This window comes from Leisingera thetidis, assembly GCF_025857195.1.
In the GTDB taxonomy this organism is placed as follows: Bacteria; Pseudomonadota; Alphaproteobacteria; order Rhodobacterales; family Rhodobacteraceae; genus Leisingera; species Leisingera thetidis.
Genome location: NZ_CP109787.1, coordinates 1,412,730 through 1,426,335 on the forward strand (window position 1 = coordinate 1,412,730; position 13,606 = coordinate 1,426,335).

The 13,606-nt window shown below is 65.8% G+C and carries 11 protein-coding genes; 6 read left to right on the forward strand and 5 right to left on the reverse strand.

The window, feature by feature from the left end; genetic code table 11:
• Positions 1–40 precede the first annotated feature (40 nt).
• Both OKQ63_RS06780 and OKQ63_RS06785 read right to left on the reverse strand, forming a co-directional pair.
• A complete protein-coding gene (locus OKQ63_RS06780; protein WP_264213187.1) occupies positions 41–805 on the reverse strand; it encodes a DsbA family protein in 765 nt (254 codons plus the stop codon).
• The gene (locus tag OKQ63_RS06785) at positions 802–2,160 is read right to left on the reverse strand and encodes a M48 family metalloprotease (protein ID WP_264213188.1); all 1,359 of its coding nucleotides are present in this window, start codon (positions 2,158–2,160) and stop codon (positions 802–804) included. Before OKQ63_RS06785 ends, OKQ63_RS06780 begins: the two co-directional genes overlap by 4 nt.
• A gap of 22 nt (positions 2,161–2,182) precedes the next feature.
• On the opposite strand from OKQ63_RS06785, the gene OKQ63_RS06790 reads away from it, so the two are divergent.
• From OKQ63_RS06790 to OKQ63_RS06805, 4 genes are all read left to right on the forward strand, one after another.
• Positions 2,183–3,328 carry a pyridoxal phosphate-dependent aminotransferase gene (locus tag OKQ63_RS06790; protein WP_264213189.1) on the forward strand — a complete coding sequence of 382 codons (1,146 nt, stop codon included), beginning with the start codon at positions 2,183–2,185 and terminating at the stop codon, positions 3,326–3,328.
• Between the two features lie 78 nt (positions 3,329–3,406).
• Positions 3,407–4,636, forward strand: a complete 1,230-nt coding sequence (locus tag OKQ63_RS06795) for an N-acetylmuramoyl-L-alanine amidase (protein WP_264213190.1) — start codon at positions 3,407–3,409, stop codon at positions 4,634–4,636.
• A 9-nt stretch (positions 4,637–4,645) separates the two neighbouring features.
• The gene (locus OKQ63_RS06800; protein ID WP_264213191.1) at positions 4,646–5,434 is read left to right on the forward strand and encodes a phosphodiesterase; all 789 of its coding nucleotides are present in this window, start codon (positions 4,646–4,648) and stop codon (positions 5,432–5,434) included.
• 129 nt (positions 5,435–5,563) lie between these two features.
• Entirely contained in the window at positions 5,564–8,065 is a 2,502-nt protein-coding gene (locus OKQ63_RS06805) for a penicillin-binding protein 1A (RefSeq protein ID WP_264213192.1), read from the forward strand.
• Here the strand turns inward: OKQ63_RS06805 and OKQ63_RS06810 are convergent.
• Entirely contained in the window at positions 8,043–10,070 is a 2,028-nt protein-coding gene (locus OKQ63_RS06810; RefSeq protein ID WP_264213193.1) for a Hint domain-containing protein, read from the reverse strand. The genes OKQ63_RS06805 and OKQ63_RS06810 overlap by 23 nt on opposite strands.
• Positions 10,071–10,306: 236 nt before the next feature.
• On the opposite strand from OKQ63_RS06810, the gene prfB reads away from it, so the two are divergent.
• Complete coding sequence (prfB, locus tag OKQ63_RS06815; RefSeq protein ID WP_264213194.1) at positions 10,307–11,434, forward strand: peptide chain release factor 2; 1,128 nt, start codon at positions 10,307–10,309, stop codon at positions 11,432–11,434.
• 102 nt (positions 11,435–11,536) lie between these two features.
• Here prfB and OKQ63_RS06820 read toward each other — a convergent pair whose 3' ends face one another.
• The gene (locus OKQ63_RS06820) at positions 11,537–11,896 is read right to left on the reverse strand and encodes a hypothetical protein (protein WP_264213195.1); all 360 of its coding nucleotides are present in this window, start codon (positions 11,894–11,896) and stop codon (positions 11,537–11,539) included.
• 124 nt (positions 11,897–12,020) lie between these two features.
• On the opposite strand from OKQ63_RS06820, the gene OKQ63_RS06825 reads away from it, so the two are divergent.
• Entirely contained in the window at positions 12,021–12,791 is a 771-nt protein-coding gene (locus OKQ63_RS06825; protein ID WP_264213196.1) for a DUF2189 domain-containing protein, read from the forward strand.
• Between the two features lie 2 nt (positions 12,792–12,793).
• Here OKQ63_RS06825 and OKQ63_RS06830 read toward each other — a convergent pair whose 3' ends face one another.
• A complete protein-coding gene (locus tag OKQ63_RS06830) occupies positions 12,794–13,552 on the reverse strand; it encodes a helix-turn-helix domain-containing protein (protein WP_264213197.1) in 759 nt (252 codons plus the stop codon).
• Positions 13,553–13,606 lie beyond the last annotated feature (54 nt).

Below are 13,606 nucleotides of genomic sequence, written 5' to 3' on the forward strand. Positions count from 1 at the left end.
TCTGGGGTCCGGGGCAAGGCCCCGGTCCGGACCTTTCGGATCAGCTCTGCTGGTCGCGGATCTCCGCCACCATGATCTCCATCTGGTCGGCAGGCAGGTAGCCGCGCAGCAGCTCGCCGCCCAGCACAAACGTCGGGGTGCCGGAAATCGCCAGTTTCTGCGCCAGCTCGCGGGTCCGGCGCAGCTCGGCGGTCACCTCCTCGCTGTCCATCCCGGCAAACACCGCGTCCGCGTCCAGCGACAGCTCCTCGGCCAGGCGGCGCAGCGCAACCTCATTGGGCTCGCCGCCGAACGCGATCAGCGCGTCATGCACCTGTTTGTAGGCGTCATCGCCGGCCACATGCTTGGCCGCGACGGCAAAGCGCGAGGACAGCACCGAGGCGTCGCCCAGGATCGGGAATTCCTTGATCACCAGCCGGATATTGCCGTCGCTTTCCAGAAGCTTGGCCACCTCGGGGGCGGCCCGGCGGCAGTAGCCGCAGCGGTAGTCCATGAATTCGACCAGGGTGATGTCGCCTTCCGGGTTGCCGCCGACCCAGGAATAGCCGTCGTTCTCCAGCTCGTCCAGATTGCCGGCGACCAGTGTTTCGTCGCGCGCCGCTTCGGCCTGCTGCTGGCGCTGCTCCAGCAGGTCGACGGCCTCCAGGATCAGCTCCGGGTTCTCCAGCAGATAGGCGCGCACCTGCCCGCCGAAGGCCTCGCGCTCGGCGTCGGACATATTGCTGATGTCAAAGGCCCGGGCCGGTCCGCCCAGCAGGGCAAGAGCGGCGGCAGCCGCCGTGGCGGTGCGGATGAAAGGGGTCATTTTCGTCTCTTTCTCTTTTGGTCTTGTTCATGGGCCGTCAGCACATCCTGCGCCCGCCGCGCGGCGGGCGATCCTGCAGGCAGCTGGGCAACGGCCCGTTTGGCGTGAATGCCGGCGTCATCCAGACGCCCTTGCAAGGCATAGCGTTCGGCCGTGACCAGCGCGGCCATGCCGGTCTGCCCGGTCCGGGCATAGGCCAGCGACATGTCGCGCAGCAGCACCGGGTTGCGGAAATCGATGGCGCGGGCGCGCTCCAGGCTCGCCAGCGCCGCCTTGGGCTGGTCCGCCGCCAGCTGCGCCCGGCCGTAGCCGGCCAGGATCAGCGGGTCTTCGGGGGCCAGGCTCACCGCCTTGCCATAGGCCGCAAGGGCGGCGCTCCATTGCCGGTTCTCGATCAGGATCTGGCCCTTCAGTTCGTGATAGAACGGGTCCGAAGGCCGGGCCGCCAGCGCGCCGTTCACCGCCGTCAGCGCCTTTTTCAAGTTGTTCTGCCGGTGATAGGCGGCGGCTTCGCGCATCAGCCGCACGTCCTTGTACTGCTCTTCGCGGACCCGGCGCAGGGTCCATTTCGGCGCCCGGGTAAAGCCCGACAGCTTGCCGCGCACCCGGGCAAACCAGTAGTGCGCCTCGGCGCTGGCCTGGCCCTTGTCGCCATGCGCCGCCAGATAGGCCTGGGCGGCGCGGATGCGGTCCCGGCTCAAGGGGTGGGAGCGGGTGTAGGGATCCTGGCTGGAGGCGCTCAGCACCTCCTGGCCGGCAAAGGCGCGGTGCAGGTCGACCAGGCCCTGCGGGCTGATGCCGGCGCGGTTCAGGAAATCGGCGGCCGAGCGGTCGGCGGAGCTTTCCTCGGCCCGGGTATGGGCCAGGAAGCTGCGCAGGGCGGAGCTTTGCGTGCCGATGGCAATGCCGCCCGCCGCCTCGCTGGCGCCAGCGGCGGCGGCCAGGACCGACAGCGCCAGGCCGAGGCCCGCGGCGCTGTTGGCCGAACGCAGGTTCTGCATCCGCCGCGCCAGGTGGCCATTGGTGATATGGGCGGCCTCATGGGCGATTACCGCCTGCAGCATCTCGGGGCTGGTGACCTTCAGGATCAGCCCGTAATGCACGAAAATCGTTCGGGAATCCAAGACAAAGGCATTGAAGGAGGAATCATTGACCAGCAGGATCCGCATCCGGTTCGCGTTCAATCCGGCGGCGCGCAGGACGGGGGCCGACAGCTTGTTCAGCCCATGTTCGATATCCGGGTCCCGCAGCAGCGAAACCGACGCCGCCTGCGCCGCTGCGGCCGCAAAGGTGAACAGCGCGCAAACCACAAGTGCCGGGATTGACGCCAGCCGGAAGAAACGGTCAAAACTCATGCGCGCACCATGGGAGATCAGAATGCGAAACTCAAGCCGATCCAGCGTTGATCCGTTTATTGTGATGGATGTGATGGAGGCCGCCCGCAAGGCGGAGGAGACCGGCCGCCACATCATCCACATGGAAGTGGGCCAGCCCTCCACCGGGGCGCCGTCGGGGGCCCTCAAGGCGCTGGGGAATGCGCTGGAAAACAATGCCTTGGGCTACACTGTTGCGCTTGGCCTGCCGGAACTGCGCCAGCGCATCGCGCGGCTTTACGGCGACTGGTACAATGTCGATCTGAACCCGGAGCGGGTGATCGTGACGCCGGGCTCCTCCGGCGCTTTCCTGCTCAGCTTCACCGCATTGTTCGACAGCGGCGACCGGGTCGGCATCGGCGCGCCGGGCTATCCCTCCTACCGGCAGATCCTGAAGGCGCTGGGGCTGACCCCGGTGGATATTCAAACGGCGCCGGAAAACCGGCTGCAGCCGGTGGCGGCGGATCTCAAGGGGCTGGAGCTGTCGGGGCTCATGGTGGCCTCGCCCGCCAACCCGACCGGCACCATGCTGGACCGCGCCGCGATGGGCGCGCTGATCGATGCGGCGCGGGGCGAGGGCGCCAGCTTCATCTCGGACGAGATCTACCACGGGCTGGAATACGAGGCCAAGGCGGTGACCGCGCTGGAGCTGACCGATGAATGCTATGTCATCAACTCTTTTTCCAAGTTCTTCTCGATGACCGGCTGGCGGGCCGGCTGGATGGTGGTGCCCGAGGACCACGTGCGGGTGGTGGAGCGCATTGCCCAGAACATGTTCATCTGCGCTCCGCACGCCAGCCAGGTGGCGGCATTGGCGGCGCTCGATTGCGAAGACGAGATGCGCGAAAACCTGGCCGTCTATGCAAGGAACCGCCAGCTGATGCTGGACGGGCTGCCCAAGGCAGGTTTCACCAGAATCGCGCCGCCGGACGGGGCGTTCTATGTCTATGCCGATGTGTCGGACCTGACCGGTGACAGCCGCAGTTTTGCCGCCGAAATCCTTGACAAGGCGGGCGTTGCGGTGACGCCGGGGCTGGATTTCGACCCCGTCCGCGGCGCCACCACGCTGCGGTTTTCCTATGCCCGCTCCACCGCCGATATCGAGGAGGGGCTGGCGCGGCTGGAACTGTTCATGGCGTCCAGGGGCTGACCGGCGGCAGCGGCAGAAGGCGGATTTCCAATCCGGCCGGAATTGCCTAGTCTGCCCGCAAAACACCAAGAGACGAGCATGGGCAGACTGATTTCCTTTACCGCATTGATCTGGCTGCTGGCCGCGGGCGCCTGGGCGCAAAACAGCGGCAGCGGCTTCAGCGGGCTGGCGCGCATCGATGCGGATGCCAGCCAGGTCCGCGATGCCGGGCAGGGGGCCGAGGTGACGCTGGGGCTGAGCCAGGGGGTGCCTTACCGGCTGTTCACCCTGGACGGCCCGCCGCGGCTGGTGCTGGACTTCCAGGAGGTCGACTGGACCGGGCTGACGGCAGAGAAGCTTGTGCAAGGGGAGCAGATCACCGCGGCGAAGTTCGGCACCTATGTGCCCGGCTGGTCGCGGCTGGTGCTGCAGCTGGCGGCGCCGATGAAGGTGTCCCGTGCCGCAATGGCCATCGATCAGGTAACCGCTGCTGCGCAACTGGCGGTATCGCTGGAACCGGCCACGGCGGCGGAATTCACCGCCAAGGCCGGCGCGCCGCAGGATCCGCGCTGGGACCTGCCCGCGCCGGAGCCGATGCCGGGCAAGGCGGCGCGGGATGAAAACGCGCCGCTGCTGGTGATGCTGGATCCCGGCCACGGCGGCATCGACCCGGGGGCGGAGACGGAGCATGTCGTCGAAAAACACCTGATGCTGCAGTTTGCCCGCGAGCTGGGCGAGGCGCTGGTGCGCTCGGGCCAGTTCACCGTGATGATGACCCGGGACGACGACTATTTCGTGTCGCTGGAACGGCGCATCGCGATGGCGCATCAGGCGGGCGCCGATGTGTTCCTTTCGCTGCATGCCGATACGATCTCCGAGGGCCGCGCCCATGGGTCCACGGTCTATACCCTGTCCAAGGAGGCCTCCGACGTGGCCTCTGCCAAACTGGCGGAGCGGCATCTGCGCGGTGATCTGCTGTCGGGCACCGACCTGAGCGAAGCGGACGACCGGGTGACGGGCGTGATGCTGGACCTGGCCCGGCAGGAAACCCAGCCGCGCAGCGATGCGCTGGCGGTTGCGCTGATTGCTGGCCTGCGCGCACAGGGCAGGCCGATCAACAACCGGCCGCTGCGCTCGGCCGGGTTTTCGGTGCTGAAGTCGGCGGATATCCCTTCGGTGCTGGTGGAGATCGGCTTTTTGTCCAGCAAGCGCGATCTGAAGAATCTGGTGGATCCGGACTGGCGCACCAAGGCCGCGCGCGGCATCCTGAACGGGCTGATCACCTGGCGGGCCGAGGATGACGCCCGCCGCGCGCTGGTGCGCCAGTAGGGAGCGCAGATGAAACTCATCTGGATGTCGGACCTGCATTTCGAGGCGGAAGGGCTGGTGCTGGGCCATGACCCGCGCCTGCGGCTGCAGGCGGCGGTTGATTTCATCGCGCAGCACCACGCCGATGCTGCCGCCTGCCTGATCACCGGCGACCTGGTGGAGACAGGAACTGTGCTGAATTACAGGGCATTGAAAGGGGTTCTTGACCAATTGCCGATGCCGGTCCTGCCGATGGCCGGAAACCATGACGACCGCAAGGCATTGCGGGAGACACTGCCCGTGCCGGACAGCGCGATGGCCGGTTTCATCCAGTACCGGGCGGATTTCGGGGCGCTTTCCGTCCTGTGTCTGGATACGCTCATTCCGGGCCGGGCGGCAGGCGTTCTGTGCCCGGACCGGATGGCCTGGCTGCAAGCCGGGCTGGAGGCGCTGAACGGCCGCCCCGCCATCGTGGCCCTGCACCATCCGCCGATGAAGCTGGGGCTGCCGATGCAGGACCCGGACAATCTGAAGAACGGGGACGCGCTGCTGGAGCTGCTGGCCGGCTACCCCAACGTGCTGCACCTGCTGGCAGGCCACGTGCACCGGCCCTGTTCCGGCACCGCGCGGGGCATCCCCTTTGCCACTGCGAAATCGGTGCTTTACCAGGCGCCGCCGCCGCATCCCGCATGGGATTGGGACAGCTTCCGGCCGGCCGCCGAAGCCCCGGCGCTGACGGTGCTGGAAGGCACGGCGGAGGGGCTGATCCTGCAGCACTGCCAGTTCTGCAGTTCCGGCCTGGGCGGTCCCGCCGCGTAAGACGCCGCAAAAGGCGGGGAATTGTGCTAGGATTCTCCCATCTCTCTGGCATATATCCGCTGTTTCCTGTTTTGACCCGGGGGACCGCCGCCCCTATATAGGCGGCACCTCGCGAGAAAGGCCAAACCCGTGCTCAGGTTCATACTCTCCTTCTTCGGTTCCATTTTCAGCACCATCACCCTTGGGGTGGCGATGGTGGCGCTGACCATCGGGGCGGTGTTCTGGATCTACGGGCGCGACCTGCCAAGCCATGAATCGCTGGCCCAGTACCAGCCGCCGACCATCAGCCGGATCTATTCGGGCGAGGGCCATCTGATCGATGAATTCGCCAAGGAACGCCGCCTGTTCACCCCCTCGCATGAGATCCCGGATCTGGTGAAACAGGCCTTCATCTCGGCCGAGGACAAGAATTTCTACAGCCACGCCGGCTATGATGCGCGCGGCATTGCCGCCGCCGCGATCGAAGCGGTGCGCTCGCGCGGGGAGAACGTGCGCGGCGCCTCCACCATCACCCAGCAGGTGATGAAGAACTTCCTCTTGTCCGGCGACCGCCGCGCCGAGCGCAAGATCAAGGAGATCATCCTCGCCACAAGGCTGGAGGAGACGCTTGATAAGGAACGGATTCTGGAGTTGTACCTGAACGAGATCTTCCTCGGCCAGAACTCCTATGGCGTGACCGCTGCGGCGCAGACCTATTTCAACAAGACGCTGGGCGATCTGGCCCCGCATGAGGCGGCAACACTGGCCGCGATGCCCAAGGCGCCGTCGGACTACCATCCTGTGCGGCAGAAGGAGCGGCTGCTGGCGCGGCGCAACTACGTGCTGCGGGAAATGCGCGAGAACGGCTATATCTCGCGGGATGTCTACGACGTCGAGGTGGCGCAGCCGCTGCGCTCGGTGCAGAACGGCGATTTCGAGGGCTTCCGCACCACGCTGCCGCCGCGCGACTACTTCACCGATGAAATCCGCCGCCAGCTGACCCAGGACTTCGGCGAGGGCGAGTTCTTCACCGGCGGCTTTACGGTGCGGGCGACCATCGACCACGAGATGCAGGCCGAGGCGGCGCTGGCGATGCGCGGCGGGCTGGAGAAATACGACCGCTCCCGCGGCAAGTGGCGCGGCACCGGGATTGCGCTGGAGGAAGACCAGCTGGCGGATGAAGCCGCCTGGCGCGCGGCACTGGCCAGGGCTGACGTGCCCCGCGATATCGTTCTGGGCGGCCGCTGGTATCCGGCGGTGGTGCTGGAGGTCGGCGGCGAGGCGCTGACCGTCGGGGTCGAACATGGCGCCGGCACCGGCAGTGTGCCGCGTTCCGACATCAAATGGATCAGGGGCGGTTTTGCCGAAAACTTCGCCCGCGGCGACGTGGTGCTGGTGCGGGCCGAGGAAAAGGACGGCGCCTTCAGCCACTGGTCGCTGCGCCAGGTGCCGGAAGTGCAGGGCGGCTTTGTCGCGATGGATGTGAACACCGGCCGGGTCCTGGCGATGCAGGGGGGCTTCTCCTACCAGCATTCAGTGTTCAACCGCGCGACGCAAGCGCTGCGCCAGCCGGGTTCCAGCTTCAAGCCGTTTGTCTATGCGGCGGCGCTGGACAGCGGCTACAGCCCGGCGACCATCGTGGTCGATGCCCCGATCGAGATCAACACGCCGCAGGGCCTGTGGCGGCCCAAGAACTCCTCCAACAAGTTCTACGGGCCGACGCCGCTGCGCACCGGCATCGAGCGGAGCCGGAACCTGATGACCATCCGCCTCGCGCAGGAGGTCGGGATGCCGGTGGTTGCGGGCTATGCCGAACGGTTCGGCGTCTATGACAACATGGGCACTTTCCTGGCCAACTCGCTGGGCGCGGAGGAGACCACGCTCTACAAGATGGTGGCGGCCTACGCGATGTTCGCCAACGGCGGCGAGCGGGTGCAGCCGACACTGGTCGACCGGGTGCAGGACCGCTTCGGGCAGACGATTTACCGCCATGACGACCGCGACTGCGTGGATTGTGCCGATCCGGAGCTGGCTCCCGGCCAGGCGCCGCGCATTGTCACCGACCGCGAGCAGGTGATGGACCCGATCACCGCGTATCAGCTGACCTCGATGATGAAGGGCGTGGTCGACCGCGGCACCGCCTCCAGCGTGATCAACCTGCCGGTGCCCACCGCGGGCAAGACCGGCACCACCAACGATTCCCGCGATGTCTGGTTTGTCGGCTTCACCTCCAACATCGTGGCGGGCTGCTACATGGGCTTTGACCAGCCCCGCCCGATGGGCCGCGGCGCCTATGGCGGCACCATGTGCGGGCCGGTGTTCCAGCAGTTCATGACCAAGGCAGTGGAGAAATTCGGCGGCGGCCCGTTCGACGTGCCGGAAGGCGGCCATTTCATCAAGATCGACCGCTATACCGGCGCGCGGCTGCCCGATGATGCCTCCGGCGCCTATGTGGTGGCCGAGTATTTCCGCGACGGTGCCGAGCCGATCTTCGGCCTGACCTATGATGGCGGCTTTGCCATGGGCTCGAACCTGCCGCTGATCGAAGAGGTGCAGGAATCGGGCCGCAAGGTCACCACCTCCAGCGGCGGCACCGCGGTGCTGGGGCCCAAGGCGACCTTTGGCACGATCAGTTCGGGCGGGCTGTACTAGGGGCCGGACCGCCCGGCCGGGCGGCCTGAACCAGCAGCGCCGTCTCGTGGCGCGCCATGCACTGGCGCGCCGTGTCGCCGTAAGTGCCGGGGCACCAGCGCAGGTCCGGCAGGATCCGGAACAGCTCATCCCGCACCGGCGCCTCCAGCGCGGACACCGCCTGGGCGCCGGGGTGGAAGCTTTCCGACGGGGCGCCTTCGGCATAGATGATTTCATGCCGGTCGAACAGCAGATGCACATAGGTGACGGTTCCGCCGGTCTGCTGGCGGATGCTGCCGCCATTGACCAGATGCACCGCGGAGACCAGCACTTCATACTCGCCGCACAGCAGGGCTGCGCGGGCGCCGGTGAACAGCATCCGGTGCTGTGGCGAGACCAGCAGATCCCGCTCGGCCCCGAACAGGCCCGCCGGGATCCGCACCGGCGCCAGGCTGCCCTCGGCGGGCACGGTGGAGCAGCTGACCCAGCGCACCGGCTGCAGGCCATTGTCGCGGGTAATCACCAGATCGCCCGGCTCCAGCGTTTCGATGGCGCGCAGCCCGGCGGTGGTGGCGACCTGTGTGCCGGCGGTGAAGCAGATGATGTTTTCGATGCCGGAAAAGCTGACCACGCTGCCGTCCAGCAGCGTTGCGGTGCCGGTGAGGCTGCCGCCGGTGCTGTCGGTGATGGTCAGCGTGCCCTTGTCGAGCTGGCCGTTGAAGTCCAGCGTGTCGCCTGCGGTTTCGCCATCGTCGCCGCCCGCGATGGTGATGCTGCTGCTGCCGCTGTCGCCGGTATCGGCAATGGTGAAATAGTCGTCGCCTGCGCCGCCGGAGGCTGAATCGCCTTCGCCGACAATCAGGCTGTCATCGCCGCTGCCGCCCTCCAGCGTGTCAGCACCGCTGCCGCCCTCCAGCGTGTCGTCGCCGCCCTGGCCGTAGATCACATCGTCGCCGCTGCCGCCGGAGATGCTGTCGTCGCCGTCTGCGGGGTCCTCCGGCGGCACCGTGAAGGTGATGTCCGTAACGACATAGTCGGAGCCGTCGGTGCCATCGGTCTGCAGGTTGGCGGACAGAACCAGCTGGTCAAACGCGCCATAGCCGCTGATGTCAACGGTGCCGGCGCCGGTTCCGGCGCCATCTTCGGTAAAATCGCCCTCGGCAACCAGCACCCCGTCCTTGTAGACCGCCCAATGGCCTTCTTCGCCGTACCCGTCCGTGTACAGGTGCTTGAAGGAGAAGCTGGCGTCCGTGGTGTCCTGGTCGAAATCTATGATCAGCTCTTCGGAAACGCCCGAGGCCTTGTCGTAGCCGATCTGCGCGTCGACGCCGCTGTCGGAATCAGAGACCGCCCCGGCAACACCGAAGGCATCGCTGTAGTACGAGATGTTGGCCGCACTGGCGGTGCCCGACAGATCCCTGGCGGTGACAGTGAAGCCGCTGCTGGTATCGGTGACGTTTGAATCGTCGATGGTTTCCTGCGAACTGCCCAGCCCCGCTTCGGTGCTGCTGTCGCCATAGATGGTGTCATCGCCGGCGCCGCCCTCGAGACTGTCGCCGCCTTCGCCGCCCAGCACCAGGTCGTCATCGGCGCCGGCATCCACCGTGTCGTCGCCGCCGCCGGCCTCCACCGTGTCCTGATTGCCCGAGGCGCCGCCGCCGCTGCCGCTGTCGATGCGGTCGCCATCGCCGTCGCCGTAGCTGCTGTCGATCACGTCCCCGGCCGCGGTGCCCTCGACGCTGCCATCGCTCTCGCTGTAAGCCGGGGCCGATGCGGCCTGTGCGGAACCGTTGTAGATATCCCAGGTGTCGGGCACGAAATAGACGTTGCCGTCGGTGCCCAGGTAATAGGTGCCGGTGTCGGTTACGTTGGAATAGTAATTGTTGTTGCCGGTGTAATAGCCCGACCAGGTCCATTCTCCGGTGCCCAGAGAAGAGTCGGTGGTAAAACTGCTGGAGTTGCCACTGATCGAGTCGCCCGCGTCAAGCGACCCGTCGCCCAGATTGACGAGATACCCGGTTGGCATGATCCCCTTTCCCCGGTTTCATTGGCGGCCGCCCGCCGGCAGTTGGTCCGGCTTCAAGCAATAGGCAGACGGCGTTAAGACCGCGTTTTCCCGCCCCGCAATCTGCCCGGCATTTTAAGGGGTTTTTCTGCAGCACCCGCGGCGGCGGCGCAGGGGGTGGCGGCTTGCTAGCGGCGCACGGGTGGTTTATCACGCAGGCCTGACCTGAGATTGCCCGGATATTGCAAGGACACCCCATGCGCGCGGAAACCCAGAACATCGTGGCGGAGATCGAGAAATCGCTGGAGCTGCTGGCCCAGCGGCTGAATTGGGAAACCGCCGAATTCCGCCTCGAGGAATTCAACGCGCGGGTCGAGGATCCGAACCTGTGGGACGATCCGGAAGCCGCCCAGAAGCTGATGCGCGAGCGTCAGGCGCTGGTCGATTCCATTGATACCTACAAGGGCATCAAGCAGGACCTCTCCGACAACATCGAGCTGATCGAGCTCGGTGAGATGGAAGAGGACGCCGAAGTCATCAAGGACGCCGAGGCGGCGCTGGCCGCGCTGAAGGACAAGGCCGCCGAGAAGGAGCTGGAAGCGCTGCTGGACGGCGAGGCCGACGCCAATGACACCTTCCTCGAGATCAACGCAGGTGCGGGCGGCACCGAGAGCTGCGACTGGGCCTCGATGCTGGCGCGGATGTACGTCCGCTGGGCCGAGAAGAAGGGCTACAAGGTCGAGCTGCAGTCGGAAAGTGCCGGCGACGAGGCGGGCATCAAATCCGCCGCCTACAAGATCTCCGGCCACAACGCCTATGGCTGGCTGAAATCCGAAAGCGGCGTGCACCGGCTGGTGCGGATCTCGCCCTATGACTCGGCGGCCAAGCGGCACACTTCGTTCAGTTCGGTCTGGGTCTATCCGGTGGTCGACGACAATATCGAGATCGACGTGAACCCTTCGGATATCCGCGTCGACACCTACCGCTCCTCGGGCGCGGGCGGCCAGCACGTCAACACCACCGACTCGGCGGTGCGGATCACCCACATCCCGACCGGCATCGTGGTGACCTCCTCCGAGAAATCGCAGCACCAGAACCGCGATATCGCCATGAAGGCGCTGAAATCGCGGCTCTACCAGCAGGAGCTGGACCGCCGCAACGCCGAGATCAACGCCGCCCACGAGGCCAAGGGCGATGCCGGCTGGGGCAACCAGATCCGTTCTTACGTGCTGCAGCCCTACCAGATGGTGAAGGACCTGCGCACCCAGCACGAGACCTCCGACACCAAGGGCGTGCTGGACGGCGATCTGGACGGGTTCATGGCGGCAACGCTGGCGCTCAACGTCTCCGGCAAGAGCCGCTCGGAGGCCCAGGGCGAGGATTGAGCCGGCAGGCAGCCCCGCCCGCATTCCGGGAATTTCCCCGCTTCAGTCAAAAGAGCCTTGAGGTGCGCGCTTCAAGGCTCTTTTGCGGTATTGATGCATTCATTAGCCGGCTTTTGGCAAACTAAACCTGCGGTTCCCGCGCATTGTTTCCGGTAGCGAAACCCGTGCCATCGATTTCGATTGCTGGAAAAGAAGATCGCTGCCATGGCCAAGGCAGAGCTGACTCTCACCGTTGAGGGGGAAATCGCTCCGGCCCGGCGGGGAGAACGGCATTGCATGGTCCGGCCGGTTTATGACCACCTGCAATGGCTTTGAAGCGGGTGCGGGCAAATGCCTGGCTGCGGATACCGATCCCACCGCAGACGGCTGGACGGCCAGGACTGCCCGCTTCGGCGATGCGGCAGATAACTGCCCGGTCAGCAGCAGCGATGCCGCCGCCATCGGGACCTGTGCTGTGGCCATCACCCGCACCGGGGCGGGCGGCGAAAATCGCAGGGGCCGCCTTAATATGTATCTGCAGGGCATTTTTTCAGCCCGGATTCGCGGCTAGTCTGCCCGGACGAGCTAACCGGGAGATCATACCGCAATGACCACTGAAAAGCCCTTTGGAGTGCCCGAGCTGCGGCCCGCTTCGATGCCGATGCTGTCCGAGGCGCTGCGCCGGGGCTGGGCCGATTTCCGGGCCAAGCCTTTGTACGGGCTGTTCTTTGCCGGCTTCTACGTGCTGGCAGGCTGGGCGATGGCTTGGATCACGGTGCGGACCGGCACCACCTATTGGCTGGTGCTGGCCGCAATCGGGTTCCCGCTGATCGGCCCCTTTGCGGCCGTCGGGCTTTATGAAGTGTCGCACCGGCTGGAACAGGGGCAGCCGATTGCCTTTGGCGGCATCCTTGGGGTGGTGCTGCAGCAAAGCCGCCGCCAGCTGCCCTCGATCTGCGCGATCATTGTCGTTGTGTTCCTGTTCTGGTTCTTCCTCGGCCACATGATCTTTGCGCTGTTCATGGGCCATGCGACAATGACCAATATCTCCAGTTCAGCCGGGGTGTTCCTGACTGCAAACGGGCTGGCCATGCTGGCGGTCGGCACCGCTGCGGGGGCGCTGTTTGCCTTGCTGCTCTACATGATCACGGTGATCTCGCTGCCGCTGCTGCTGGACCGGGAGGTGGACTTTGTCACCGCGATGATCGCCAGTTTCCAGTATGTGCAGCAGAACTTCCTGGTGATGATGGCCTGGGCCGGGCTGATTGCGGCGGTGACGTTTGCGGCGCTGCTGCCCTGGTTCCTGGGATTGTTCCTGGTGCTGCCGCTGCTGGGCCACGCCACCTGGCACATCTACCGCCAGGCTGCCGCCGGTTAGCGTCAGCGGAAGGGCTGGCCGGTGTGCAGCAGACGGCGGTGGAAGGGCAGGAGCGCGTCCTCGTCCGCAAATCCGGCACTGCGCGCGGCGGCCAGAACCTGTTTCGTGTCGCGGCCCAGGTGTTCGTAGACCATCCGCGTGACGCGCTCGCCGGTATTGTTCTCGCGGACCGTGCGGGCCACGTATCCGGACCAGAAGTTGTTCTCCAGCGAGGCTACCCGGGCCAGGTAGTTGAAGGAATAGGTCATTGCCTTGCGGCGGGCGATGACAAAGGCGACGCCATCTTCGTGGCCGCTGACATAACCGCGGAACTCACGCACCCCCGGGCTGGCCGGCAGGCCCTGGCTGTACATCGCCTCCTTGGCCTCGAACCCCTTGATATAGGTCACGCCTGCATCGCGGAACACATAGACCACGCCGATCACGAACTTCTCGTCATTGATGAAACTGCGGCGGGTAAAGCGGTAGAACCCGGAGGGAAAAAACTCCTCCCCCAGCTGCTGCACGCCGCGGCCCAGGAAATCCGCCAGAAACGGGCCGTTCACGACCTGCCCGGCCTTGGACAGTTTTTCAACCGGGTCCAGCAGAATACGGGCGTCCACTTCGAAAAAACGGCAGATGCGGTCCAGCACGTCCGGGCGCGGAAAGCTTTCGCCGGACAAATACCGGTTGAATTGGGTCCGGTTGATGCCCAGCTGGCGCGATAATTCCGAAATTGACGGGTATTGCCGGGACAATTGACGCAAATTGGCGCCAAACATGTTCCTCAAATCAGCTGGAGAGCGGCTTTGGCTGGTCATCTTTGCCCCTGGTGG

Bases quoted from the DNA above. Each gene is read 5' to 3' on its own strand.
- OKQ63_RS06830 (WP_264213197.1), bottom strand. From the start codon at position 13,552: ATGTTTGGCGCCAATTTGCGTCAATTGTCCCGGCAATACCCGTCAATT.
- OKQ63_RS06825 (WP_264213196.1), top strand. From the start codon at position 12,021: ATGACCACTGAAAAGCCCTTTGGAGTGCCCGAGCTGCGGCCCGCTTCG.
- OKQ63_RS06795 (WP_264213190.1), top strand. From the start codon at position 3,407: ATGGGCAGACTGATTTCCTTTACCGCATTGATCTGGCTGCTGGCCGCG.
- OKQ63_RS06780 (WP_264213187.1), bottom strand. From the start codon at position 805: ATGACCCCTTTCATCCGCACCGCCACGGCGGCTGCCGCCGCTCTTGCC.
- OKQ63_RS06800 (WP_264213191.1), top strand. From the start codon at position 4,646: ATGAAACTCATCTGGATGTCGGACCTGCATTTCGAGGCGGAAGGGCTG.
- OKQ63_RS06785 (WP_264213188.1), bottom strand. From the start codon at position 2,160: ATGAGTTTTGACCGTTTCTTCCGGCTGGCGTCAATCCCGGCACTTGTG.
- OKQ63_RS06820 (WP_264213195.1), bottom strand. From the start codon at position 11,896: ATGGCCACAGCACAGGTCCCGATGGCGGCGGCATCGCTGCTGCTGACC.
- OKQ63_RS06790 (WP_264213189.1), top strand. From the start codon at position 2,183: ATGCGAAACTCAAGCCGATCCAGCGTTGATCCGTTTATTGTGATGGAT.
- prfB (WP_264213194.1), top strand. From the start codon at position 10,307: ATGCGCGCGGAAACCCAGAACATCGTGGCGGAGATCGAGAAATCGCTG.
- OKQ63_RS06810 (WP_264213193.1), bottom strand. From the start codon at position 10,070: ATGCCAACCGGGTATCTCGTCAATCTGGGCGACGGGTCGCTTGACGCG.